26 protein-coding genes and 2 pseudogenes are annotated in these 26144 nt (G+C 44.1%); 14 read left to right on the forward strand and 14 right to left on the reverse strand.

The window, feature by feature from the left end; genetic code table 11:
• Positions 1–27: 27 nt before the first annotated feature.
• On the reverse strand, positions 28–846 hold the full coding sequence (locus G4V62_RS06615; protein WP_212508689.1) for a histidinol-phosphatase: 819 nt from the start codon (positions 844–846) through the stop codon (positions 28–30).
• A gap of 575 nt (positions 847–1421) precedes the next feature.
• Here G4V62_RS06615 and G4V62_RS06620 point away from each other — a divergent pair.
• On the forward strand, positions 1422–2234 hold the full coding sequence (locus G4V62_RS06620; protein ID WP_165200409.1) for an undecaprenyl-diphosphate phosphatase: 813 nt from the start codon (positions 1422–1424) through the stop codon (positions 2232–2234).
• Positions 2235–2362: 128 nt separating this feature from the next.
• Here G4V62_RS06620 and G4V62_RS06625 read toward each other — a convergent pair whose 3' ends face one another.
• Positions 2363–2797, reverse strand: coding sequence for a branched-chain amino acid ABC transporter substrate-binding protein (locus G4V62_RS06625; RefSeq protein ID WP_165200412.1), 435 nt, complete (start codon positions 2795–2797; stop codon positions 2363–2365).
• Positions 2797–3000, reverse strand: a complete 204-nt coding sequence (locus G4V62_RS06630) for a helix-turn-helix transcriptional regulator (protein ID WP_165200415.1) — start codon at positions 2998–3000, stop codon at positions 2797–2799. The genes G4V62_RS06625 and G4V62_RS06630 overlap by 1 nt, the downstream gene beginning before the upstream one ends.
• 151 nt (positions 3001–3151) lie before the next feature.
• Here G4V62_RS06630 and G4V62_RS06635 point away from each other — a divergent pair, with 151 nt between their 5' ends.
• Together G4V62_RS06635 and G4V62_RS06640 are read left to right on the forward strand one after the other, a co-directional pair.
• Complete coding sequence (locus G4V62_RS06635; RefSeq protein WP_165200418.1) at positions 3152–3790, forward strand: pentapeptide repeat-containing protein; 639 nt, start codon at positions 3152–3154, stop codon at positions 3788–3790.
• A 155-nt stretch (positions 3791–3945) separates the two neighbouring features.
• Positions 3946–4329 (forward strand): annotated as a pseudogene (locus G4V62_RS06640) (GrpB family protein).
• Positions 4330–4490: 161 nt separating this feature from the next.
• On the opposite strand, the gene G4V62_RS06645 reads toward G4V62_RS06640, so the two are convergent.
• The 3 genes from G4V62_RS06645 to G4V62_RS06655 all read right to left on the reverse strand — a co-directional run bounded on the left by G4V62_RS06645 (position 4491) and on the right by G4V62_RS06655 (position 7638).
• A complete protein-coding gene (locus tag G4V62_RS06645; protein WP_246218294.1) occupies positions 4491–5237 on the reverse strand; it encodes a peptidylprolyl isomerase in 747 nt (248 codons plus the stop codon).
• Positions 5238–5318: 81 nt separating this feature from the next.
• Positions 5319–6749, reverse strand: a complete 1431-nt coding sequence (locus G4V62_RS06650) for a DHA2 family efflux MFS transporter permease subunit (RefSeq protein WP_165200421.1) — start codon at positions 6747–6749, stop codon at positions 5319–5321.
• Positions 6724–7638: a TetR/AcrR family transcriptional regulator gene (locus G4V62_RS06655; protein WP_165200424.1), complete on the reverse strand. Its 915-nt coding sequence runs from the start codon at positions 7636–7638 to the stop codon at positions 6724–6726. The genes G4V62_RS06650 and G4V62_RS06655 overlap by 26 nt, the downstream gene beginning before the upstream one ends.
• Before the next feature lie 175 nt (positions 7639–7813).
• Between G4V62_RS06655 and G4V62_RS06660 the strand changes: the two genes are divergently transcribed.
• The 5 genes and pseudogenes from G4V62_RS06660 to hemH all read left to right on the forward strand — a co-directional run bounded on the left by G4V62_RS06660 (position 7814) and on the right by hemH (position 12733).
• Positions 7814–8389 carry a nucleotidyltransferase family protein gene (locus tag G4V62_RS06660; protein WP_165200426.1) on the forward strand — a complete coding sequence of 192 codons (576 nt, stop codon included), beginning with the start codon at positions 7814–7816 and terminating at the stop codon, positions 8387–8389.
• Positions 8390–9074: 685 nt separating this feature from the next.
• Positions 9075–10024 (forward strand): annotated as a pseudogene (locus tag G4V62_RS06665) (FecCD family ABC transporter permease).
• Positions 10025–10026: 2 nt separating this feature from the next.
• Complete coding sequence (locus tag G4V62_RS06670) at positions 10027–10782, forward strand: ABC transporter ATP-binding protein (protein WP_165200428.1); 756 nt, start codon at positions 10027–10029, stop codon at positions 10780–10782.
• Positions 10783–10808: 26 nt separating this feature from the next.
• Positions 10809–11822 (forward strand): ABC transporter substrate-binding protein, encoded by a 1014-nt coding sequence (locus G4V62_RS06675; RefSeq protein WP_165200430.1) that lies wholly within the window; start codon positions 10809–10811, stop codon positions 11820–11822.
• Positions 11819–12733, forward strand: a complete 915-nt coding sequence (gene hemH / locus G4V62_RS06680) for a ferrochelatase (protein ID WP_165200432.1) — start codon at positions 11819–11821, stop codon at positions 12731–12733. Before G4V62_RS06675 ends, hemH begins: the two co-directional genes overlap by 4 nt.
• Before the next feature lie 204 nt (positions 12734–12937).
• Here hemH and G4V62_RS20800 read toward each other — a convergent pair whose 3' ends face one another.
• From G4V62_RS20800 to G4V62_RS06685, 3 genes are all read right to left on the reverse strand, one after another.
• Positions 12938–13021, reverse strand: a complete 84-nt coding sequence (locus G4V62_RS20800; RefSeq protein WP_376768285.1) for a putative holin-like toxin — start codon at positions 13019–13021, stop codon at positions 12938–12940.
• Positions 13022–13199: 178 nt separating this feature from the next.
• The gene (locus tag G4V62_RS20535) at positions 13200–13436 is read right to left on the reverse strand and encodes a Rossmann-fold NAD(P)-binding domain-containing protein (RefSeq protein WP_312855444.1); all 237 of its coding nucleotides are present in this window, start codon (positions 13434–13436) and stop codon (positions 13200–13202) included.
• Entirely contained in the window at positions 13436–14044 is a 609-nt protein-coding gene (locus G4V62_RS06685; protein WP_312855445.1) for an NmrA family NAD(P)-binding protein, read from the reverse strand. Before G4V62_RS06685 ends, G4V62_RS20535 begins: the two co-directional genes overlap by 1 nt.
• A gap of 496 nt (positions 14045–14540) precedes the next feature.
• On the opposite strand from G4V62_RS06685, the gene G4V62_RS06690 reads away from it, so the two are divergent.
• The 5 genes from G4V62_RS06690 to G4V62_RS06710 all read left to right on the forward strand — a co-directional run bounded on the left by G4V62_RS06690 (position 14541) and on the right by G4V62_RS06710 (position 18553).
• Positions 14541–15614, forward strand: coding sequence for a FecCD family ABC transporter permease (locus G4V62_RS06690; protein ID WP_165200470.1), 1074 nt, complete (start codon positions 14541–14543; stop codon positions 15612–15614).
• Between the two features lie 3 nt (positions 15615–15617).
• Positions 15618–16379, forward strand: a complete 762-nt coding sequence (locus tag G4V62_RS06695; protein WP_165200434.1) for an ABC transporter ATP-binding protein — start codon at positions 15618–15620, stop codon at positions 16377–16379.
• A gap of 12 nt (positions 16380–16391) precedes the next feature.
• Positions 16392–17417, forward strand: coding sequence for an ABC transporter substrate-binding protein (locus G4V62_RS06700; protein ID WP_165200436.1), 1026 nt, complete (start codon positions 16392–16394; stop codon positions 17415–17417).
• Positions 17418–17629: 212 nt separating this feature from the next.
• Positions 17630–17953 carry a DUF4870 domain-containing protein gene (locus tag G4V62_RS06705; protein WP_165200438.1) on the forward strand — a complete coding sequence of 108 codons (324 nt, stop codon included), beginning with the start codon at positions 17630–17632 and terminating at the stop codon, positions 17951–17953.
• Positions 17954–18271: 318 nt separating this feature from the next.
• Complete coding sequence (locus G4V62_RS06710) at positions 18272–18553, forward strand: thiamine-binding protein (protein WP_165200440.1); 282 nt, start codon at positions 18272–18274, stop codon at positions 18551–18553.
• Between the two features lie 103 nt (positions 18554–18656).
• On the opposite strand, the gene G4V62_RS06715 is transcribed toward G4V62_RS06710, so the two are convergent.
• Together G4V62_RS06715 and desB are read right to left on the reverse strand one after the other, a co-directional pair.
• A complete protein-coding gene (locus G4V62_RS06715) occupies positions 18657–19286 on the reverse strand; it encodes an NUDIX hydrolase (protein ID WP_165200442.1) in 630 nt (209 codons plus the stop codon).
• Between the two features lie 97 nt (positions 19287–19383).
• Positions 19384–20469, reverse strand: a complete 1086-nt coding sequence (gene desB, locus G4V62_RS06720; RefSeq protein ID WP_165200444.1) for a Delta(10) desaturase DesB — start codon at positions 20467–20469, stop codon at positions 19384–19386.
• Positions 20470–20789: 320 nt separating this feature from the next.
• Between desB and G4V62_RS06725 the strand changes: the two genes are divergently transcribed.
• The gene (locus G4V62_RS06725) at positions 20790–22163 is read left to right on the forward strand and encodes an NAD(P)H-binding protein (protein ID WP_165200446.1); all 1374 of its coding nucleotides are present in this window, start codon (positions 20790–20792) and stop codon (positions 22161–22163) included.
• A gap of 133 nt (positions 22164–22296) precedes the next feature.
• Here the strand turns inward: G4V62_RS06725 and G4V62_RS06730 are convergent, their stop codons facing one another.
• The 3 genes from G4V62_RS06730 to cls form a co-directional block, all read right to left on the reverse strand.
• Complete coding sequence (locus G4V62_RS06730; RefSeq protein WP_165200448.1) at positions 22297–22812, reverse strand: hypothetical protein; 516 nt, start codon at positions 22810–22812, stop codon at positions 22297–22299.
• Between the two features lie 227 nt (positions 22813–23039).
• The gene (locus tag G4V62_RS06735; RefSeq protein ID WP_165200450.1) at positions 23040–24266 is read right to left on the reverse strand and encodes an MFS transporter; all 1227 of its coding nucleotides are present in this window, start codon (positions 24264–24266) and stop codon (positions 23040–23042) included.
• Positions 24267–24459: 193 nt separating this feature from the next.
• A complete protein-coding gene (gene cls, locus G4V62_RS06740) occupies positions 24460–25905 on the reverse strand; it encodes a cardiolipin synthase (protein ID WP_165200452.1) in 1446 nt (481 codons plus the stop codon).
• Positions 25906–26144: the final 239 nt, after the last annotated feature.

Here is a 26144-nt window from a genome sequence, read left to right on the forward strand (position 1 = left end):
CTGCATCTTTCAATCAAGAAACGTTCCTTATAAACGAACCTTTCTTTTCTCCCCGCCAACAAAAAAGACCATATGCTGATAGCCTACTTCTTTCAATGTCATCGCTACATTCTCAAAATCGTCGCCGACTCGTTCTGGCACGTGGGCATCTGAGCCAAACGTCACTTCGACATTATAATAAAGTGCGCGTTCAAGCATCTCATGAGACGGATACCAGCCGCCGACATCCTTCATTTTTCCGGATGTGTTCACCTCAATCGCCACACCTTCCTCGCCAATGATGCGAAGGGTATCTTCGACGGCCTTCGTCGCCGGGATGTCTGAAAAGGCAGGATAGAAGCCTTTCATTGCATCGATATGACCGAGAATGTGGAACATACCACTGCGAGCGGACAGCTGAATTAAGCGGTAATACTCTTCTTTTTCACGGATCGCCTCCGCTTCGGAAAAACCGTCCCAGCGCCCGCGCGCGAAAATATTAATATCATGAACGTAATGCACTGAACCGATGACATAATCAAACGGATATTGTTGGATGATCTTTCGGTAAGGCGCTTCATAAAGCTCCAAATAATCACTTTCCATGCCAAGAAGGACGTGAATGCGGTCAGCGTACTTCTCCTTTAGAGCCAATACTTCCTTGATATATGAGTCAAACGCACTGATCGGCATCGTCACTTTCGGAAATAGATGGTCTTCTTCACTATAAAAATGGGGAGAATGATCTGAGATACCGATATAATCTAAGCCGCGGTCAATCGCCGCTTTCACATAATCTTCAATACATCCTGTGGCATGACCGCATCGTTCATGGTGCGTATGCAGGTCAAAGGTGATGTCTTCCATATCGTAAGTTTGGTTATGATTTTTCAACGTAGGGAGCCTCCTCTTAAAGTTAGGTGATATTTGTCATCTATTTTTTATACATATACACAGGTTGCGCATCCCCTTCATGCAGGCGAAAATCTGATAAAGTGTACGATTATTTTTCTTCCTGCTTAACACTCAAATCATTGTTAACACTGCCAACATCAACTTCTGCAGACAAATGTAAAAGTCAACATTCTTCTTACGTAGGATAACGAATTAAGACATTGTTAAGAAATCGATAAGTGGATGTTGCGTTTTTGTCTGTATGCTTACATATGTAGATGACGAAACGATGATGAGGTGAATGACAGAAGGATACAACAAAAGATATCCTCCAATTAAAATTTGATAGAAAACAAGTGAAATGACGCTCAAAAGCTTAAATCCACTTGCGATGGGGCGATTTGCTTTGTGCCGTACAATCACCTGGCTTGTGTAACGATCGCAACCTTCGCATAAGTCTGCCCTTAACTGGGGGTTGATTGATTGGAAAATGATGAGTACCCTTAGTGTATCATATTGCCATTTTACATAGAGGAAGGAACAGGAATATGGAAGAATTATGGCTCGTTATTAAATACGTATTGCTAGGATTGTTTCAAGGCTTCACTGAACCGATTCCGATTTCATCCAGTGGACACTTAGTGATGCTGCAGAACTTGATTCAATTGACAAATGAAGGCTTAGACCTTTTAATCCTTTTAAACTTCGGCTCATTCATCGCGGTCGTCATCATTTACTGGCACGACATTATCCGTTTAGCTAAAAACGCGGTCAGCTATGTGGCGACACGTGACAAAGCGCAGCGGGATGATTTTGATATGGTGCTCTACCTTATCGTCGCGACGATTCCAGCCGGCGTCATCGGTGTCGTGTTCGGTGATTTCATCGATGAACGGCTCGATCAAGCTTGGCTCGTCGGCGCAACGTTGATCGTCACCGGGATCGCGCTGTGGATCATTCGTAATTTACGCGGACGGAGAAACGAAGGACAATTGACGTGGAAAGATGCGATTATTGTCGGGCTGGCGCAAGCCGTCGCCCTTATCCCGGGCATTAGCCGCTCAGGCGCGACGATTGTCGCCGCGATGCTGCTTGGCATGAAACGAGACCTGTCACTACGCTTCTCCTTTCTGTTGTATATCCCGGTCAGCTTAGGGTCAATGATTTTGTCGATTGATACATTGATGGAAAAAGACTGGTCTTCGATTTGGCTGTCTTACTCCCTCGCCTTCATTGCGGCAACCATTGCTTCATACTTTTCGCTACGCTGGTTTATGGGAATCATGGAACGCGGCAACTTAAAGTATTTCGCCTATTACTGTTTCGCCGTCGGTTTCCTCGCCATCCTTTTCTTGCGATGAAAAAATGTTGGGGATGTCTAACATCAACGTTGTGTACACCGTGAAAACGATTAGAGACACGCAGAATGCCTTCATAGACTTTGTCCATACGCTGTAGAGCCCTTCCCTAGGGCTTTTTTTCATGCTGCTCACTCGTCTTCATCGTGGATTTCCTTCAGTCGCCAGTAATGAATCAGCGAGAACGGGACCAGAAAACAAATAAAGATTACCGCTCCGATCAAAAAGACGAGAAAAAGTGTCCAATCTGGTGTCGCCACAAGATAAATCAACGCGCCGATCAAACCAACTCCTAATGCAACCACTACTTTCACCCAATAAGGTCCTGGCGGCTTCCCCGTTTCGGTCTGCTCAACCTGTACGGATATGCGCATATTTAAATACGTAAGCAAGACGATCGTTCCGACGAACACGAGCCACAGTGGATCAGCAAATGCTGCCTGAGCGCCGTCAACTGCACCTCGATAAATGACGAGTCCGAGAATGGCGATCGATTGAAACGTAAATGCCGTACGCGTATTTTTAAGCTGCTGCCATTTTAATCGCTCATCTTTCATTTGATACATCAACTACCGCCTCCTTCTTCCCAAAAAAGGTCATTTAACGTTTGACCTACAGCATGACATATGTCAGTACAAAGCCGTAGCGACGGGTTGTATTCTCCTTTTTCAATCAAACTGATCGTCTGCCGGGTGACACCGGCCTTCCGCGCCAATTCGATTTGAGTATATCCTGCCTGCATACGTGCCAATTTCACACGATTTCTCACCTTCCGACCTCCTTCTGACAACAACTAAAATGTAATGTATAAATGACATTACGTCGAATATATATTACATTTCAGAGCTATAAATATCTGCCTTTTTCGAAACGTCTATGCTACACTGTGAGATAACCTGACACCGTCTGGAGGCTTAAATATGAAACTGATGACCCCCCGCCTGCCTGTCGAGTTCTCCGCGCCTGACATGAATCTCGATGACGATGAACTCCTGTTACATGGCGTTTCACAAACGAAAGGCGCTATTTTTGAAACAGAAGCATCCAAACGATACATTGAACAATCGTATTTTTCCAGCGTTCAGTTTAGCAGAAATGTTTGGCACGGCGTTGATATTCAAGACGTCGTTTTTGAACGGTGCGACTTTTCGAACGTTGATTTTCAGGATGCCGTCATGCACCGTGTCCAGTTTAAACAATGCAAAATGACCGGTGCTCAGTTTGGCGGCTCGACAATGCGCCATGTCCGCTTTGAGGATTGTATGGGTAAAATGGTCGCGTTTAATTTTATGAGTGGAAAGCATTTGATATTTTTGAACAGCTCATTGGAGCAAGGCGATTTTATTGAAGCGACACTGCAAAAAACAGCCTTTCAACACTGCCAGCTCGAAGATGCGAATTTTAGTGAAGTCGATATGAACGGGATTGATTTAAGTACGTGTACGTTCGACCGCTTAACGGTTAGCATCGATCAGCTTCGCGGCCTTAAACTGACCTCCGAACAGGCCGTCGGCTTTGCACGCATGCTTGGGATTTCTATTGTGGATGAGTCAACATAACATTGCGTGCCCTCAGATGAGTTTTTGAAAAAGAGGCGTGACCACTCTTGAAAGGGGCTGCATTCGTGAAACTAGGGTTAAAAAGAAATGAAGTGAAGTTAGTCGATTATTCGCCCGAATGGCATGAGGAATTTCTGAGAGTGAAAAAAGACATTATGCAGCAAGTCAATATTGAGGAAAGCCGGATCCAGCATATTGGCAGTACAGCCATTCGATAGATGGCTGCCAAACCGATTTTGGACATGATGGTTGGCGTTGATGATATACAGAATGTAGATCAAGCGTTTTTCAGCGCGTTAAAGCGGGTTGGATTTTTACGGTTAAGAGTGAACAGGCCAGAAGAAATCGTCCTAGCAAAATTTACAGATGACACATACGAAGAAAAAACGCATTTTATCCATGTCGTAGCCTTTCAAAAAGAGTTATGGCATAACCTTATCTTCTTTAGGGATGATCTCAATTCAAACGAAGGCGCAAGACAGACATATGTAGACATCAAACGGGCTTATGTCAAACACGCTTCAAGTGGCGGCTTTTAAAGAAGCATTTGTTAAAGACATTTTTAGCAGAAGAAAATATTAAGTGGAATTCCGACAGAAAAAAGCTTGGATCATTCACCTTTGAAAATGATCCAAGCTTGTTCATGTGCCTGATGTTTGGCAGATATTTTTCGTACGCTCCCTGCGACCGAAGCCAAACCTTACTTTCCTGACGTTACTTCCATCGATTGAATAACTTGCTCCTGCCCTGCAACCGGCTTGTCTTTCCCATCGGTTTCGACAGCTACGATCTCATCGACGACGTCCATTCCTTCAATCACCTTGCCAAACGCTGCATAATCACCGTCAAGACTTGGTTGTTCTGCTACCATGATGAAAAACTGTGAACCGGCTGAGTCAGGGTCTTGCGCCCGCGCCATCGACAGCACGCCGCGATCATGCAACAAGTTGTTTTCAAAGCCATTGCTCGCAAACTCACCCTTGACCGAATGCCCTGGACCCCCTGTGCCATCCCCATTCGGATCGCCACCTTGAATCATAAAGCCTTGGATGACACGGTGAAAGGTCAACCCGTCGTAGAAACCTTCCGTGACGAGCTTCGTAAAATTGTCCACTGTTTCTGGTGCGACGTTCGGGTAGAGCTCCATCACAACCTCGCCGCCGCCCTCCATCGTCATCGTCACGTTGACTGCATCTGATGTATCGACTGTAGCTTCACCGGACTCATCATTTTCACTGTTGTTGTTTTCATCAGTTGTCTTTTCTTCGCCCTGCTCTTTCTGATTCTCTTCATTGCTCGCTTCTTCACTCTGGCTTTCGCTATTTTCAGGTGCAGGTGCTTCACTCGTGCACCCGGCAAGCACGCCGACAGAAAGAAGCATGATCAGTAATGTATACAGCCACAGACTTGTTCTTCTTTTTTGCATTTCGATCACGACTCCATTCAATAGTTAGTTCACCTTACTATAGCAAATGTTGCCCTGATAGGAAATCCTACCTCAAATGCATCGTTTCCTTAAGCAGATCCTTTAACTCGTACTTTTCACCGAGCCGCTCACGACCGGCTTCGACGCACGCTCACGGTCATGGATAAAAAGTGACATGATGCCGGCAACAAACGTCAGTGCGGTCGCCACCCAAAGTGCCATCGACACGCCGTGAACTTGGCCTGCAACAGAGTCATTGCTTGCCATCGTTGTCATGATCGTCACGAGCATCGCTGTACCGACCGAAGCGGAAATTTGCCGCATCGTATTAGACATGGCCGTTCCGTGCGGCAGCTGCTTCGTGCTCATAGCATTTAAGCCGGCTGTCGTGACGGGCATCATAACCATCGCCGTCCCAATCATCCGTAATGTATAAAACACCACTAAATACATAAAGCTTGTCGTCGCCGTCAACTGTGTCAAAAATCCGGTTCCGACAGTGACGAGCATTAAGCCAATAATGGCAAGGCGTCGCGCGCCAAATTTATCAAAGATGCGACCTGTGATTGGCGACAATAGCCCCATAAAGATCGCTCCAGGCAAAAGCATCAAGCCGGATTCGAGCGGAGAAAACCCGAGCATCTTTTGCATGTAAATCGGCAAAATCGTCTCAACACCAATCATCGTCATAAACACAATCATTGAGATGATCGTTGATAATGTAAAAATACGCACTTTAAACACACGAAACTCTAAAATCGGTTCCTTTAAATTCAACTGCCGGTAAATAAACCAAACGAGCGCGACCGCACCAACGATCAGAGGCAGTCCTGTATTCAAGAACGACACATTTTCTGAACCTGCGGTACTAAACCCGTACAATAAACCACCAAAGCCAAGTGTTGATAGAACGATCGAGAGAATATCAATCTTAGGAAACGTCTGCACCGTCACATTTTTCATCACAAAATAAGCAATGATTAAGTCAATGACAGCAATTGGGAAGACGACGTAAAACACAGACCGCCACGGAAGGTGCTCTATTAAATATCCGGAAAGCGTCGGGCCAATCGCCGGCGCAAAGGCGATCACAAGACCGACGAGCCCCATGATTTGTCCCCGTTTTTCCAGCGGGAAAATGCGAAAGAACGTCGTCTGCATGAGTGGCATCATAATTCCGGCGCCACTTGCCTGAACGACCCGTCCAACCATTAGTATTGAAAAATTAGGCGATACCATCGCAATAAATGTCCCGGTAGCAAAAAGCCCCATCGCCACTAAAAACAGACGCCTTGTCGTAAACGTTTCTGTTAAAAATGCGGTAATTGGGATCATAATACCATTCACAAGCATAAAGACCGTTGTCAGCCACTGCGCGGTGTTTTCCGTAATACCTAGATCATCCATAATTGGAGGCAAGGCGGTGACGAGTAAGGTTTGATTTAAAATCGCTACAAAGGCGCCTATAATTAAAACAGCCACGATCGGAAATGTTTTCAATGGCCGTTCATGTGTCGTATCGTTTGTCATCATCTGCCTCCCTTACGTGCATTCGTTCTTTTTCTACTAAATCGAGCAGTACATCGAGTGACCATAGGACTGTCGCCTGCTGTGTTTTCGTTTTTAAATAGCTTAAAAGTGACTCTAGTAAAAAGTGTCGCGGCTGGTCTGCCGCTATTTCGTGCTCGACCATAGCGACTGCTGCTTGCAATTCCTCATCGCCTGCCGTATGGCGTTTTATTGGCGCTAACCTTTCGATCATCAGTTTTTTACTTGAAACACGATGATCCGTCGGTTCCCCGCCAAGCTGCTTCTCAAGCCCGTGATCATCAAGCACCGGCGCTTCCAGCTTTGCAGCCATAGCAAGCTCATACATTCGCTGTTCAATAAAGTGAGCGATCTTTTGCACGGATAAATCCAAGCGTCCGTATGTCAACAACATTAGAAATTCACGTATCATCCCTTGCAGCATAACAATCGCGTCCCACACATGCCCCTCTAACCGGTCTTCATATGCTTCTAATAAACACGTTCGGTGCCAACGCATCAAACGGTGCTTCGAATCAACTAAGAGGTTCTTCACTTTTTCATTATGCTGAAAACGCACTTCACGATGCTGCAAAATGATGAGCTGATGGTATGAGAGCGCGTTTTCAATCTCAACTTCGAGGCAGGCTCTAAAACGCTCACGCCCCGTCAGCTCAGTTTCTCTATGAAACTGTTGCACGTTGCAAAGCATATGACGTTTACAATATTCGACGACGTGAATGAGCAGTTCTTCCTTTGTAGCCACAAACTTATACAGCGAAGCCTTTGACATTTCGCAGTCCTTCGCAATCTGATCCATTGACGTCGCATCGTAGCCTTGCGCTGAAAAACGCTTTAACGCCGCTTGAACCATCCGTTCATTTCGTTCGATCATCTAGTTCATCCCTTCAAAAAACGCCTTCGTCTACTAAAAAAACGCGCGAGTCACAAAAACTAGTATAGCGTTAGAACGAAGACAGCGTCAACTGAGGCCGCTTCAAAAAGATTGTTGAACATGATAGAATTGGAGGTAAGGTTTTCCTGAATATCCCTATGAAGGAGGGGCTTTTTTGCCAGCTTATAATAAAGGTTCCATTCTGCAAAAAATCAAAGAGGATCGTTGGCTTCTAGACATTCTACATAGCGTTCAATCTCTCAACCTTCCCGATTGGTGGGTGTGCGCTGGTGTGGTTCGAAGCAGCATTTGGGACACCATGTATGACATGCCTGAGCGAACACCGGTCGACGATATCGACGTCATTTATTTTGACCGAAACAATACTGGCGAGTCGATTGAAAAAATGCTTGAACATAGACTCCGCCATATTCACCCTGGAGTTCCTTGGTCCGTTAAAAATCAAGCAAGAATGCATTTGAAAAATGAACTCCCTCCCTACACTTCAAGTACGGATGCGATGGCAAAGTTCCCTGAAACCGTTACAGCCGTGGGCCTCACTTTAGACGAGCAGCAAGAAGTGCTTCTTAATGCGCCACACGGCATCGACGATTTGTTACAAGGGGTTGTCAGACCAACGCCTTTATTTCGTGAACGAGCCGATTTAACCCCTGCATACAAAACGCGTGTGCTCAGAAAAAATTGGCGGCAAACTTGGCCGCAACTGACCATCGTTTTGCCTGATGAATAGAAGGTAGCGGATGAAAGATGGTCCATTTGTCACCGCTTAAAATGATCCAAGACGGAACCAATCCTTACATGGTTAGAGAATGAGAAACAGGATATGTCGTCATCGGCGATCATCAATAAGTTCATGGCTACGCATTCATATCTTTTTAAAGAACGCAAACATGAGCTTCACGAACTCCTTGTGACATAAAGCAGTCGTTCCTTATGGACATGAGCTACGGCCGGAAGCCGTGTATTAAGCTTTGAACCGGACAAGCTCAATGACGAGCTTCTTAACAATAGTGATTCACATATACGTTGGCTTCTGTTTCCACATGGAAGTCCAAACCAAATCCGCCCTTCCCTTTGTGGTGGACACCGAGGGACTTCACGGACTCAGAGTACTCAAAAACGTTTAGAAGAGCTTTGCTAAACAAATCACCTTATTCATTTTTCGAAACGGCTTTCTCAAACTTTAAGGGGAACGGCCGTTTTTTAATGGGCTGATTTTACTTGATCATCACTCGTCCCCATTGACAATCTATTGATTTGATTTATAATACGATTTAAGTTGCCTTAAGGAAACTTTTTTAACTTTAGTTAATTTTATTGCAGGTGATTAAATGAATGGCGTCGTCAATCAAAAGCATCGTCTTTTCCTTTTTGTTTTAGTGATTATCCTCTTTATGACAATGCTCGTCTCAAGCATGCTTGGGCCTTATCCGCTTACGTGGCAACAAGTGCTCACGAGCTGGCTGTCCTGGGCAAATGTTGATGTAAACACGCCATTATCCGCACAGGCAGCGATCGTTCTCAATGACATTCGTTTACCGCGGATTATTGTAGGGGCGTTTGTTGGAGCAGCGTTGTCCGTATCGGGCGTGCTGATGCAGGGGGTGTTTCGAAACCCACTCGTTGAACCAGGTTATCTCGGCGTCTCTAGCGGTGCATCCTTAGGCGCAGTGCTCGTCCTGTTTTTTGGCTGGGTATCAATCAGCCCATGGATTCTGCCGCTCGCAGCATTTATCGGCGCGCTTGGAGCGCTATTCGTTGTCATGGCTGTCTGGAATACAAGCCTGCAAAAAAATACGAGTATGCTCATTTTAACCGGGCTCGGCATCAATTTATTTTTATCTGCCGTTGTTAGTGTATTTGTCGCCAATGCCGCTGATGAACAAGAATTGCGCAGCATCATCTTCTGGCTGCAAGGTGGACTGGAAGCACGAACGTGGACACACGTGTTTTTAATTGCCCCGTTTATTCTCTTAGCGACCGGTGCATCTTTCTTTTTGCCAAAATACTGAACATGATGATGCTCGGAGAAGATCAGGCGAAAACGACTGGCGTCGCTGTTGAGAAAATTCGGATTGTATTGCTCGTTTTAGCTGCTTTTTTGACGGGCACCGCCGTCGCCGTCAGTGGTACCATCGGCTTCGTCGGCCTCGTCATCCCGCACGTTCTTCGGTTGACGCTCGGTTCCGATCACCGCCTGCTCCTGCCAGCAAGCGCAATCGGCGGAGCCAGCTTTCTCGTCTGTGCAGATTTAGTGTCACGCACTATCCCTGGTATTACCCTCCAAGTCGGTATTGTCTGTGCTTTAATTGGTGCACCCATTTTTCTGCTGCTCATCTTGACATCTAAAGGGGGGCGGATGTAACTGTGTTAAACGTAAAAAACGTTGATGTCACCATCAATAAACGACCGATAATTAAAAATGTCAGCTTCTCTGTCTATCCTGGTGAAGTGCTCGGCTTTATCGGGCCAAATGGGGCAGGAAAATCGACGCTGATCAAAGCCATATCGCACATTGTTCGTTATCGAGGCAGCATTCAGTGGCACGGTCAATCGTTAAAACAAATGAGTGCGAAAGCGCGAGCCCGTTTCCTCTCCTATGTGCCTCAGTCGCTTGAGTTGGACATTCCGTTTACGGTGTTCGATGCCGTTTATATGGGCCGCTTTCCCTACAAATCAAATAGACTAGAAAACGAGAAAATCGTCAAGAAAGCGTTGGATCGAGTAGGCATTCTTCATTTGCAAGACCGCATCGTTGCGACCCTTTCCGGAGGGCAAAAGCAACTCGTCGCAATGGCTAAGGCGATTGCACAGGACGCACAAATACTCATCCTTGATGAACCGACCTCAGCGTTAGACCTTTACTTTCAATTGCAGCTATTGGATATGATGAAAGAGCTGGCTGAGGAAGGTCGTCTCGTGTTACTAGCGATCCATGACCTGTCATACGCCTACCGTTTTTGCGACCGGCTGACGCTGATGGAAAACGGACAGCTCACCCACCTCGGCTTTCCAAAAGATGTCATTACAACAAAAAGATTACAAGAGACCTATCATGTGTACACGAAAATTTACGAAGACCATCACACGACAGCTGTGATCCCATTAAGAGTCATCGAATAACTACAACGAACGAGGAGAATCTATTGATGAAAGTAACCTCTTATACCACGATATTACTATGTATGATCATACTCTTAGCAGCCTGTCAGTCACAGGCAATCCAAGGGAAAAACGAACCACAGAGCGCATCAAAAAATGAACAGAGCGACGCTGACAAAGCGACAGATGCACAAGCGATCGATGATCAATGGACGCCACGAACCGTTACCTTTGGTGAGCAAACGATAACGTTAGAAGAAAAACCGGATAACATTGCGGCTCTTTCCTTAGACACCGCGCAAGCTGTATTGGCTCTCACCGAACCTGGTCGTGTAGTCGTCGCCTCGCAAAGCATTGACAATGAAGCGTTATCTCATTTTGTTAATGAGGCTGAGCAAATTGACGGACGGGTCAAAGGGGCGACCCGTCTTGATCCAGAGGAAGTGCTGGCGTTTAACCCCGACCTTATTTTATTGACGACGACCCACGGTGCTGAATCAGACGCGTTGCAATTTTTCCAAGAAGCAAATATTCCGACGCTCACTTTTGACAGCTGGCATACCATTGATAGGATACAAGAGCAGCTCACCGTCATCGCCGAAGCCATTGGCGAAGAAGACAAAGGACAGGCATTGATTGAAGGAATGGAGCAGACGAAAGACAACATTGAGCAAGCTGAAGGCTCTCCTTCAATCATGGCCGTATCACAAGTTGGCTCGACAACCGGTCCGTACGTTCTAGGACCCTCCAGCATCGCCTATGATATCATCTCCCACGTCGGCGGCGTCTCTGCATCGGATGAGCTCGGTTATGATTCATCCTCTCCGATCAATATTGAACAAATGCTTGCAGTTGATCCAGACTATATTATCTTAGTCAATTGGGGAAATGTGAGTGATGAATTTAAAAACCTCATTGAGTCTCCCGGCTGGAAAACGTTGACTGCGGTCAAACAAAACCGTGTCATTGAAATGGATGCTAAGGACATCTCATCGCCAAATCCATTTGTCATGGATACTGTCAAATCACTCAGCCAACAACTGAAAGAACAGGAAGGATGACAAAAGTGCGGGGACTTTTACTCATGGGCTACGGAGGTCCTGTGAATCGAGCTGAACTAGAGACGTATTATACACATATTCACCAAGGTAAAAAACCGAGTGATGCGCAAGTAGAGGAGATTCGGCAAAAGTATGATGAGCTCGGCCGCTGTCATCCTCTGGCCGCAAATTCGCAACGGTTAGCAAAAGCCATAGAACAACAATGGAATGATGCATTTCAGGAAGAACTTCATGTGGAGGTTGCCTATAAACATAGTTTTCCCTTCATTGAAGATGCGATTCAACGCTTTGAGCATCAGGGCATTCAAGACCTTTGGACACTTGGATTAAATCCCCTTTCTTCAAAAACAGGGTTGGTCTGGTACCAAAAGCGCGTTCAGATGCTCAGTATAAAAGCAAGCATACAGATCAACGTACATCATATTGAGCATTGGTATCATCATCCGGCGGTCATTCACTGTATGGTCGATCGGTTACAAAGAGCTCTGCAATGGCTCGGAAACGACACTCATCCAGTGGTGATCTTCACAGCACATAGCCAGCCTGGTACAGCTGCAAACCACTCTCTATATGTCCAGCAACTGAACGAATGTGCAGCTTCTATAGGGCATCAAGCTGAATTATCGACATGGCGAACTGCGTATCGCAGTTTAATGACTGACCGATGGCTTGGTCCCGACTTTAAAGACGTGATGACAGAAGAAAAGGCGAACGGACACGAGGCGATCGTTGTGATGGACCTGCTCTCACTCATCGAAAATATGGAAGTCATGACCGACATTCACATAGAAGGGCAAGAACACGCGCGCGACATCGGCGTCAAAATTGTGCATACAGAATATATGAATGACAGCTACGACTTTGCACGTGCTTTATTTAAAGTCGTGCAATACCATATCTTAAATAAATAAAAAATTTACCCAACATGGAAGGTTGTCTCCACCTCACCCGCTAAGGTATACTAAGCATATAGATCACGTATACTAAAAAAAGACCGATCCGTGTTGTCGCACGAACCGGTCGATCCAATCGCTTGGCTCCCTACAATGGGTGATCGGCGTCTAAGAGGGAAATAAGCCCCGCCTCAAAAACCGGCTCAGGTTCTCAAAGGGGGCTTATTTCTTTTGGTGAAATGACAGTATGGCTACAACTAAAGTACTGAAACTGATCATTAAGAATAGTGTTTCGAATACTGTCATTGGCAATCACCCCCTTTCTTTAAGGGATGAAACGCCGATATTGCCCCTATTTTGAGTCCAACCGAACGATTGTACGTCTATCTTACCATGCTCTGCCATTCTTTGAAATCGCTATCATTTGTATCGCTTTGAAGCTTCGCAGTTTTCCTCGGTCACTGAGGTGTACTACACACTTCAGCTATAGCCAATCCTCTTTAAAATCAGCAATATATTGCTTAATATTTGTAGGATCTTTGCCCGTTATTTTTTTGTAATCATGCTTTACCCCTTTTGCTAGGCCAAGCTTTGTTGCCATATGAATACCAATGACAACATTGACAAACCCTTCATCTTCACCTTTTTTTCTCATATACGTTTTAAATTCCTTGACGGAAGGGTTTGTGTATTCAATTTTCACGCCCAGAATGTCAGTCATTATTTTTGCGACACTAAAAAATCAAGGGCTTCATTTCCAGTAATCACATACTTTTGGTTTTCATGCTCCCCTTCATGCACTAGCGACAAAGCAGAGATTTCAGCAAGGTCCCTAGTATCCACAAAACTTGTTTTTCCATAGCCTGCCGGAACAAAAATCCGACCCCTTTCCTTAATTTCCTGACAAAGAAAGTCACTTAAGTTTTGCATGAAATAACCTGCGCGTACAAATGTATAAGGAATCTTGTAACCTGTAATTAGCTTTTCCATTTTGTAATGGTGTATAAACGGCATGAATTGCACGTCTTTTAACGATAGATAGGTGATATGTTTAATGTCTTTATCCTTTGACTTTGCTAGGAATGTCTCAAATTGTAGCTTGTCACCAGGAGGGTACATTAAAAAAATGCGGTCAACCTTTTCAAGTGCCTCATCAAACGTACTTGGATCAGAAAAGTCAAGATGGACGTAATTGTATGATTGACCAAATTTAGCTTTTGCCCTTTCAACATTTCTCACCGCACATACCATAGGAATATCTTGATCCTTTAAATAGTAAGCCACTTGTAAGCCAACTTTACCAGTAAAACCCGTGACTAAAACCTTCAATACAATCCCCTCACAATATCAACTGTATTCAAAAAATGTGTTGCCACTACGACCTTGCTTTTCCCCTAATGAAACGCTGATGTTGGCGCTATTTTTCCCCCAACCGCACCGTTTTTTGTTCTACCATATTGCCTGCACCCATTCATTAATATTGTCTGCTGTATCAATCGCTAAACACAGGCTTTCATCGATGAACCAACTTCAACCTGGCCCTTGCTATCATTCTAACCACAGATCTTTATGTTTCACAATTCTAGCTCCTGCCTCAGCAAATATGTCTATAGATACTCGTCCCCACTGTACAGTCCGAATGAATTTAATATTTTTCGCAAATTTATCACAGACAACATGTTACGTCCCAAAGTCAAATGTACCTTTCAACAAAAAATCAAAAATCATCGTTGTAACTATCGCTTACTTCACTTATAATCGATATTGATAATCATTATCATTAATTGCGAATGGAGGTGTGTTATTGGATAAAGTGTCGACAAAGATGATTGAGTCGGCAGCGATTTACTACGCCGTTATCTTTCTTTTAATCGTCTCGATTCTTATATCAGCCGTTTATTCTGTCTCTATTGGTCAAGTGTCTATCCCTTTCCGGCAATCGATGGAGATTGTGCTGCACACGTTAACAAATGGTTGGCTAGGCTCGATGGATCTTGTCGAAAGCGACTCCTTTATGAATATCATTGCACAAATTAGAATGCCTCGAGTGATCTTTGCCCTTCTTATCGGCATGGGGCTTACATTATGTGGAGTGGTCATGCAAGCGGTCGTGCAAAACCCACTGGCAGATCCATATATTCTCGGGATTTCATCAGGAGCTTCTCTTGGGGCGACATTTGCGATCCTAGTCGGTATAGGCAGTGGAACTTTCCTGTCCCACATCGGCATCGCATCAGGTGCTTTCGCCGGCGCGATAATCACCTCAATTGCGGTGCTTGTCTTATCAAGCATCGGTGGAAAGGCTACTTCCGTAAAGCTCGTCCTTTCAGGGGTCGTGATTGGTGCTTTATGTGGCTCTTTTTCAAGTCTGATTATCTTCTTTGCCAACGATGCAGAAGGGATTAAGTCGGTTACGTTCTGGTCAATGGGGAGCCTCGCTTCGGCTGCCTGGAGCAAAGTGCCGATCATGACTGTTGTCATTTTGCTTGGGTGCTTCCTGTTTCTTTTCCAATATCGTGTGCTCAACACGATGCTGCTAGGTGATGAATCAGCCATTACCCTTGGAATTAATTTAAGTACTTTCCGTAAGCTTTATATGATTGGTGCTGCCCTGATCACCGGTACTATGGTCGCTTTCTCAGGCATGATTGGCTTTGTTGGTTTAATCATTCCTCATATATGCAGAGGGATTTTCGGCTCAGACCATAAACGTCTGATGCCGGGAGCATTGTTATTAGGAGGATTGTTTTTAGGAGGATTGTTTTTAATTTGGGCAGACATCCTCTCAAGAATAGCCCTCAACAATGTCGAGCTTCCCATCGGCATTATTACATCCGTGATCGGGTCGCCATTATTCATCTATATGATTGTGAAAAAAGGCTACAACTTCGGAGGGTGAACAATGGAATTAGTTGCAAAAGATATGAGTGTCACAATTAGTAAAAAGGACATCGTCAACAATTGTTCAATTTTAGTGAAACAACAGCAGTTTGTCGGTCTGATCGGACCAAATGGATGTGGAAAATCGACATTATTAAAAAGCATTTATAAAAGCTTAGCTCCTCGACACGGCAGCGTCCATTTAGATGATCTTAACGTATTAAAGGCGTCCGAAAAAAAAGTATCACAGCAGTTAGGAGTTGTCGGTCAATTTAATGAAATGAGCTTTGACTTAACTGTTCAGCAGATGGTCTTACTTGGTAGAACGCCGCATAAAAAAATGCTTGAACGAGATCGGCAGGACGATTTGGACATTATCGATCAGGCATTATCGCAAACGAATCTCCTTGATTATAAAGACCGGAGCTTTTTATCATTGTCAGGCGGTGAAAAACAACGTGTCATTTTAGCGAGAACCATCGCCCAACAGCCGCAATTTTTAATTTTAGATGAACCGACAAATCATTTAGATATTCGCTATCAGCTAGAAATTTTAACATGTGTCAAGGAACTACATATCGGCGTACTCGCTGCTCTCCATGACTTAGAGACAGCCGCCCATTACTGTGATTACGTGTATGCAATGAAGAATGGTGAAGTGTATGCGCACGGCACACCTGAAGAAGTGTTAACACCTGAAACGATTGAAGCTCTATATCAAATTAAATGCCAAACATACGTCAATCCAATTACTCATGGTTTAGGTTTTGTATATGGCTTATAATGCAGGAGAACAATGATGAAAAGTTTATTCTATGGAGCAGCGGTTGCAATCGCTCTTACATTAACAGCTTGTGGTGTCTCAACGAACGACCGTACCGAAGCAGAACCAGACGTAAAACCTAATGCGCACTACCCCGTAACGATGCAAAATTATACAAAACCGGAAGGCGCCAATGCTTGGAAAGAAAAAGACCAAGTGTTTAAACAAGCTCCTGAGCGTATTATGGTGAATACCCGACCCGCTGCAGAAATTCTATTGCATTTAGGGTTAGGCGACAAGATCGTCGGCGTAGGTGCGAGCTTCGGAATTCCAGACAAAGAAGTTGAAGAAGAGTACGAAAAATTAAATATTCTTAGTGAAGAATATGTCGGTAAGGAAGTCACGCTTGGAACAGATCCAGACTTTGTTTACGGGCGAGGAGGTTTATTTGAAAGCGCTGAATGGGGTGTTGGGACTGTAGACAGCCTGAACGATCTCGGAATTAAGACGTACGCGCTTGAGTCTTCCATTCCCGGCGGTACGTATGAATCACTCTATCAAGATATTGAAAATCTCGGTACCATTTTTAATGTACAAGATAAAGCCTCTAAATTTATGAACAAATTAAAGGAAAAACAAGCAAAGATTACGTCAAAACTTGAAAGTATTGACGAGAAAAAAACGTTTGTGTATTTGCATATGAGTAATCCCGACGAAGTAAATGTATATCCAGCTGGAGATGAAACTTTTTTCAACGACGCATTTAACATGATTAATATGGAGAATATTTACAAAGGAGAAACCGGTGAAGTGAGTATTGAAACACTCATTGAAGATGACCCAGATATTTTCATTCTCCCCATTTTAAACTCTAATAAAGCTGCTGTTGAAGACATCAAAGACGCCCTTTATGCAAATCCAAAATTATCAAGCATGAAAGCCATTAAAAACAGGCAAATCTATAGTGTGGATTACAACTATCTATTTGGTTACAGCTATAACACCATCGACGGTATGGAAATGTTAGCAAAAGAAGTCTATCCAGACCTTTTTAATTGATCACACAAGCTGTCTAAATCATGTAGTAGCAATCGTTTCATTAACCGGCTTAAAAAAAACGAATGATTCTCCTTATTCATCGCATACATTTACATTGTCAGACCTCTGTTGCCAATTAAAATATAATCAATCGAACATTTTACCCTTGTTTCTTTATGAAAATCTTGGCAGAATTAAAAAAGTAACACTTTGATATATAGGGAGGGATGAATATGGGAGAACAGCCTTTGCCAAAATCGTCCACTGGCTTGGATCCTAAGGTAGCTGGATTGTTATGCTATCTCGGTGTCTTTATTACGGGGATTATCTTTTTTATCATTGAAAAGGAAAGCCGGTACGTCAAGTTTCATGCGATGCAATCGATAGTTGTCTTTGGTGCGCTGACCGTTCTAAGCTTTATTCCGCTTGTCGGGTTTATCGTTTACTTTGTTCAGCTCGTTGCTTGGATCGCGCTCATGGTCTTAGCTTATCAAGGCAACTGGACGAAAGTACCTTTTGCTGGTGACATCGCTGAAAAGCAATCTGCTAGCTTCTAATAACGCTAAAACCTCCTTTTCGTGAGGTTTCAGAGTGTAGGCAAAGTCTTTCCAGGCTTTCCCTACACTCTTTTTTAGAGAAAGCAATATTTTCAACCTGGCTTGTAAACGTTTGTCACGGTAGTAAAAGTGCGAAGAAAACCTTCATTCATGAAAGGACGAGCCAGCCGAAAACGGCGGACGCGATCGTTTGCTCACAGGCTAAACTACTGCCATCTTATTGAGGTTTTTTTACATTTCATTGATTATAAACGTTTAACCTCGGGCAATCTAAGGGTATGCGAAAAGCAAGTCTATTTTGCAGAAAGGGTGAGCAGCATGGCAACAATGACGGTTGGACTACAAATATTACCGAACGGAAAAGATGCCCACACACATGGAGGGATCGATCACATTCTCGATGTCGTGAAAGGCTCCGGTCTTTCCTATGTTATTGGTCCTATGGAAACAGTCATTGAAGGTGAGCTTCATGAAGTGATGTCCGTCGTGCAAAAAGCGCAGCAAGTTTGTGTGGATGCTCCAGATGTCGAAGAATTTTCCGCAACCATAAAAACGCACTATTGTGCTTCTGGCATATCGATTGAAGAAAAGACGAAGTAAACAATAAGACAGGCTCCCTCTCCTATCGGGAGCCTAAATCATTTTAGCTTCTTCTCGCCTGTCCCGCCCTAGCCTCTTCAGCGTTCACAAGTATTTCATCCACTTACACGGAGAAGATCGCTTGTATACCTGCAAGCAGCTCTGCAAAATAACGCTCTGAATGCTGGACAAACGCTTCTTTACCAGCTTCTCTTCTACACGAAACGACTTGATTCGTCTTTTCATCGACCACGGCACCCACTAGTTGAATAGAGTGATTTTGCCCTTTCCAAAGCGCAGCAACATGTTCTCCATTCGCCCAAAAGAACCCAGACACTTCTTCTTTTTGAAAACGGAACTGTGACAGGTCGGCTTTTTTTGGATACAGATACACATGACACCACTCACGATCGGTCATTTCCTTACTATTCAGCTCCTCAGGTATGACGCCAACCTTGACAAGCTCCTTGAAATGAACTTTTAGCCCTAATTCCTCCTCCATTTCTCGGACACCATGTTCCACTGTCTCATCTGCCAGCAAATGACCTGCTACCGAAATGTCGTACAACCCCGGGTAATCCTTTTTCTCCATACATCGTTGCTGGAAACCAATGTACACGACTCCATCTTCCTCATAGACGAGCCAGCAATGAAATGTCTCGTGCCATAAACCATCACGGTGCACACACTCTCTCGAAGCCGTACCGATCGCTTCACGTTGCTCATTAAAAACTGTCAATTTTTCGTCTTCCATCCGCTCATGCCCCCCCGTCCATTATTTAGCTCATCCCCTACGGTATGCGCAGAAAAAGGTTCGGAAAAAGAATTTCCGAACCTTTGTATCGTTCTATTTATTTTTTCATTGTATCATTTGACGAGTCGTCGTCGTTTTTAATGTTTCTATATTTAATATTTTTCGGATCAAGCCCATTGCGTAGTGACCCGTAAACGTGTTGACGGTTTGGATCAATGAGCTCGGTTTGCTTAAAATACACCCTAGGCGTCTGATAAAGTGCGAGCAACGCCTCTCCAAGGGGCATTTCATTGTATCGATCGGGCCACTTTTCTTTCAAGTGCTGCTTAATGATCGGATAATACTTAGCACTCATCCCAGGAAAAAGGTGGTGCTCAGTATGGTGTGAAAAATTAAAATGAATCACGTCCACCCATTTAGGCACATTGACAGATAAGCTGTTGACGAGCGGATCATTCACATCTCCTAAAGGGTTTAACCGATGGTTTGTAGAAATATATGCCATGACAATAAAGTTAGCAATAAGAAGCGGAATCAGGTATATATAGAGCCATTTTTCAAAGCCAAGGGCGAACAAAAGACCGATCCACGCAGCCCAAGGTAATATAAACTGCATCCAGACGCTTTTTTGTTCTTCCCGTTTAAAGGACTTAATGTATTTGATAAACATTTTTGTCGAATGAAAAGAAAAGGTAATCGCCAGTGACGCAAACGCAATGACCGCTCGAATCGGAAACGGAATACGGTACAATAAGCGCGTCAATCGACGCTTATGAACCTGATCATAACTGAGCCACGAATCAGGGTCTTCATCATCATGCTGCGTATGAACATGGTGACCGCGGTTGTGCCACATTCTCCAAAGCTTAGGCCCAGTGCTTAATGGCCAAAATGCAACAGCTCCCAAAAAATTTCGTAGCCAACGCTTTTTGACAATCGCTCCATGCAAAATTTCATGACCAAGAAATCCTAGACCTGCAAAGCATGCGCCAAGCAATGCTGCGCCTAATAGATTCAGCGTAATGTGCAAATCAAACCAGCCCATCAGAAAAGCAATGGCTAAAGTAATGACCAAATAAGCGGCGCCACCCCATAATCTTTGTGGGACAGGTTTAAACGCTTTCTTCGGCAAGTGAGGTGCTATATGTCTCGCATACCATCCAGGTTTGTGTAATGTTGTCATCTGTATAGGCTTCAGGTTTCCCTGAGGCTCAATCCCCCTTTGCGTGATGAAATCACACGCACGCCACCCGTATCCATAAAAAAGGACGGCCTGTTGCTAAGATCAGACCGTCCTTCGTTCAACATACTTTAAACGTTCATGTGTGTATAATTAATTATATCATATGTTAAGGTGTTTCGCCTGAAAAAAAACATCCAATTTAAGCAACTTTTTTGCATCTTTATGCCATTTAAAAAAGTGGCTGCACGGCGATTTCCGTGAGCTCTTTCTCCTTTCAAGGTATACTAACCTTAGCTCACTTAAAGAAAGGAGATCATTTTGTGGCACAATCTTTACCAAGACCTCAAGTTGTTGTCGCAGGTGCAAGCAGTTCCGTTGGCAAGCATTTACTTCAGCCTTTGTCTAACTTATATGATGTAACTGCACTCTCAAGGAGTGGCTTGAACCGTGGAAATATCCCTCACCTTACGTGGCGCTCGTGCGATCTGTTTTCTGTAAAAGATGCAGAGCGATCATTGCAGAACGCTGACTACGCCGTGTATTTAGTGCACTCTCGTAACTCTAATGCAACACTGACACAAGCCCGATATGAGGATATGGATCTTATTCTCGCTGACAATTTTGCCCGGGCAGCAAAGAAGCATCACGTCAAGCAAATCATTTATCTTATTGAACACATTCCGGAAAGCCCCGCGAAACAAAGACGGTATGAAAAGAGCCGACTTGAAGTCGAGCAAGTGCTGCGCGCATATGGCACTCCCGTCACAACGATACGTACAGAGGCAATCATTGGACGACAGTCGGCTCTCATGTCCACAGTGGAACATTGGATTCAGTCTCGCCCTTTCATCTTGCTCCCATCTACGACAGAAACTTACGGTTGTCCTGTAACAATGGATGAAGTCATTCATACTATTTTAGCATCTTTAGGAAGTAAGGATATGTTTTCCAAAAACGTGCAACTTACAGGCTCTGAAGCCATCACCTATCGCGAACTGATTCTTCGTACAGCTGCATCGATGAAGGTCAATAAATATTGGATCAGCCTGCCGATTCGAATGGCAAAACGATGGGGAAGCTCCCAAAGCCTGACAACACCCCTTTTAAGCAGTCACGAACAAGTAGAAAAAAACGTGCCGCTGAACGAGGCCATTCGACAAGCGACCGTTAAAACAACGGGAAATGCCATTGCAAAACCCGGTCATCGTCACACTCCCTCCGTCCGTTCAGTACAAAGAGTCCCTTTCTCTCATCATTGTCAAGCAAGCGGGATAGCACATGATTATATGCATTGGCTGGCTCGAGTTGGACGACCTCTTTTGCGAACACAGGCCGAAGGAAACAAATATGCGATTTACGGCATTGGAATCAAGGAGCCACTCCTGACGCTTACATTTTGTGCTGAGTGGAGCACGCCCACCAGAGCGTTGTACACAATCAGTGGCGGACTGTTTGCTGCTGTCGATCAGCACCAATATGGCCGGATGGAATTCCGCCACATTCCTCACTCGGAGCAAGGCTTAATCGCTATACACGACTTCCAGCCCTCTTTGCCATGGACGTTATATAAATACACCCAGGCAAAAGTCCATTTACTCGTCATGCACTTATTTAAAGCACACTTACACAAAAAAATGACTCACCATTCAAAAACGCGGAAACGCCCCCGCCCGGCTGGTCTTCGCATGTCTTGATAACGTGTAGCAGGAGCATCTTATGATTCAATCGATAAGATGCTTCAATATGCTTTAAATCTCTCTTGTTTCTCCATGGAATCAAGTGGTGATGTGCTGTCCATATCAACAATGGAAAAGTATGAAGAAAAGTTCACATCAGTCGCGCTTTTTTTAAAAGAATGTTTGAAGCAGAAATCAATGCCTTTCGCATGACCTCCTGCATCATTACGACGTCCCAAGCCCATAATTGCGTTCTGTTAAACCACGCATAAGCGGGCGATATGCTATATTCTTTCGTCCTTTCATCCATCTTCTCTTCTGCAAAAAGAACCCATTCACTATTCACTTCGACAAATGGGCTGTCGTCTAATGAATACCTCACGAGAACTTGTGGAAAACGATAAGCGCATGTCGCCAATGACCTCTTCGTGCACTTTGGCATGTCTTCCGCTGCATTGCAGGCTTTCTCCCATGACTCGTGAACATTCATTGTCGCTCTCGGTGCCTCAGTCATTTTCCACTGCAACACATACCTTAATCCAGACAAATCTCCTTCTGGCTGTCCATAAAATACATCCTTGCGACGTTTGGCAGAATCATATAACCGATCAATGGCTTTCTGAACCGATTCAAGATCCCAATCCGACTGTTTTTTCGCTACGTTCATTCATATGGGCTCCTTTTCACCTTCACCTAGACCTATAGGCGAAGCTGCTTATTGGTGTTTTAATCGTACTTGATAAAAGAGTCACCCCGGCAGTGAAAGGAGTCATCAATCAAGGTCATAATTGGCGTGACCTGTTTGTTACACTCTCACTTCCCTTACGCCCACAAAATAAAAAACTTGACCCGCTATCGTTTGAGCGAATCAAGCTTCAGTTTCTTGGAATATAGCTACGCCATGGCTCGGTATGCTTTTGACCTTGTGAAAATGACCAACCAGGCAAGGAGTCCTGCGATTCCAAGGCCCAATAAAACACTTTGCACAGAGAGTCCGACTGCTGTTAAACCAGCAATGATCGCATAGGACAACGGGTCAAATCCATTCATCGCCAAAAAGATAATACTCATCACCCGTCCCATCACATGCCCTTCTGTATTTTCTTGAGCAATTGTGAAAAAAGGAACGAACACGAACACAATAGAAAAGCCAATAAAAAAGATAAGGACAACGAGCCATAGTAAGCTGTCAATTCGACTAAACCCGATAAATAGTAGTATTGTACTTAATAAGGCGAAAACGCTGACGGATGCTTTGTTATTTCTTAATGTAAACACACTGAGCAAAATGGTGCCAAGCAACATGCCAACCCCGAGACTCGATTCCATAAAGCTCAAGTGAATCGGTGAGCCCCCTAGTGTCTCAACAAGCAATGGAATGGCAATATGCAACGCCCCAAATACGAAAAAATTAAGCGTGATTAAAACGAGAATGCCTATAATGAGATAGGTCGATTTACGAATATACTGAACGCCTTCTTTAAAATCTTGAATAGGCGTCTGTTTTGTCGTCTTCTCGACATCAGCTTCCTTAATAAATGGCGGAAAAACAAAGATCGCGGAGAAGAACACGAGCACCATTGCCACAAAAAAGCTTAGAGGAACAGAATACGCCTCCATCATCATTCCGGCAATAATCGGGCCTATGATAAAAGCGAGTTGATCGACCCCTTGAAACATCGCATTGGCCCGTTGCAATTTAGCTTTAGGAACAACTTTAGGAATCAGTGAAGTACTCGCAGGACCAAAAAAGGCGTCAAGCATACCGAATACCGTCGCGAGCATGAGCAAAATAGACAATGTTAACTCGCCGTTCGCAATCAACATATATAAAATGAGGAGCATGCAGCCTTGCATTAAGTTTGAATAAAACATGATCGTCGTCTTTTTAAACTTATCCGCGACGACGCCACCAAATACCATCATAAGAAGCCTTGGAACGGTTGCAGAAATTAATACGAGCGCAATCGCCGTTGCTGACCCGACTTCACTCACCGCATACCACGACACAGTTGTTAAAAACGTACTATAACCCATAATTGCGAAGATGCCTGCGACGAGCATAAGCATAAAGGTTCGGTTGTGAAGTAATCGCCCTTCTTTTTCCAATGCAGCTTCCATGCCTCTCACCTCTAGATTCAAATTAACCTAAAACACACACTATCATAAACCGACTGTTCGGTCTACAAAAATGACCCCCCAAAATTAGACATCCCAATCCATACAAAAAAAGCCCCTTTACGACGAAATCGTCTTGTCTAAAGGGACCTGATACGTGGTCCGTTGAGCTTCATTCCCCATCGCAACCAAAGCGTTAAAGAATAGGCGACAGCAAACGTGAGACCGATTCTTTAAACCGAACAATCCGTGGGCGCTGCTCGTACTTCTCAAGTGTTAAGAGCTCTGAATCCTTCATATCCTCTTGAAACTGTTGCGTTAAATGCTTAGCCATTCCTACATCATATAAAAAAGCATTGACTTCAAAATTAAGCTTAAAACTGCGCACATCGATGTTAGCCGTACCTACTGAAGCAATATCACCATCAACAACAATCGTTTTAGAATGGATAAACCCGTTCGTATACGTATATACATTGGCCCCAAGCTTTAATAATTCGCCGAGATGAGACAACGTCGCCCAATAAACAAATGGGTGATCCGGTTTATTCGGAATCATAATATGAACCTTCACATCGGACAAACAAGCGACCCTTAACGCATCAAGCATGCTTGCGTCAGGGATAAAGTATGGTGTTTGAATGTAAATATTCTTTTTTGCTGATGAAATCATTTTTAAATAGCCATATTTAATATGCTCTAGCTCTGAGTCTGGACCGCTCGTCACAATTTGAGCACCTATGTTTCCAGTTTGAACGGGCTCAGGAAACAGACTCGCGTGATAGCGAATATCATGATAACGAGAGGCTTGGTTCCAGTCTAAAATGAAGCGTGCCTGCAAGGAATAAACAGCAGTACCTTGTACGCGCAAGTGGTTGTCTCGCCAATAACCGAATTTTTCACTTAATCCAAGATACTCATCACCGACGTTAAATCCGCCAATATAGCCAATTTTCCCATCAATAACGACGATCTTACGGTGATTTCGGTAGTTTAATCGTATGTTGATAAACCGTAGCTTTGACGGAAAAAACGATTCAACTTCTCCACCGTGCTTAATCAGCTCTTTAAAAAACCCTTTATTTAAAGTTCTTGACCCAAGTGCATCATAAAGAACGCGAACACGCAGCCCTTCCTTTGCTTTTTGAATGAGTGCTTCCCTGACGGCTTTCCCGAGGTTATCTCTGCGATAAATATAGTATTGCAGATGAATGGACTCTTTCGCCTGTTTAATATCTTCAATCAACTGCTTAAACTTTTTGTCCCCACTCGTGTAAAACTCAAAGATATTGTTGTCGGAAAAAGCCGCCTGATTATGTAGCAAATGCATGTAAATCATGTCACGGTGTTCAGATATATCAACGTTGCGGTAAGGGAGGTGTCCTTCTTTAATTTTTTTCAGTTGTGAACTGACGATATCCCCGTAGTCCCTTTGGTTAAAATCCTCTGAGTCAAATAAACGATACCTGCTCAAATTTTGGGCAAAAAACAAGTACAACACAAACCCTACTACTGGAACGAATAAGAGAACGAGCAGCCATGCCCAGGTTGCACTGATGTCTCGCCGCTCTCGAAAAACGACAAAAGTCGCTAACATGATATTGAGCACAAGTGTACAAATTACAATTGCCGATGTTAACATGACATCCTCCTGAGCGTGAAATCGCTTGATACAGTCTATCCTATCGTAGCTTATCCTAGCGGGCTGTCAATCACTCTTAAAAAAATTCCATGATTGACAAGTGCCTCCCTCTAGTATACACACGATCAGAGAGTTCGACAAAAAAGAATGTCGCTGTGTCATTTACAGATATGTTTAGCTTAAGCACCTGATTCCTCATACGAAACAACATATGGCTTTAGTTGTGTATTATAGTAGCC

The sequence above is a fragment of the Litoribacterium kuwaitense genome, assembly GCF_011058155.1.
In the GTDB taxonomy this organism is placed as follows: domain Bacteria; phylum Bacillota; class Bacilli; order Bacillales; family DSM-28697; genus Litoribacterium; species Litoribacterium kuwaitense.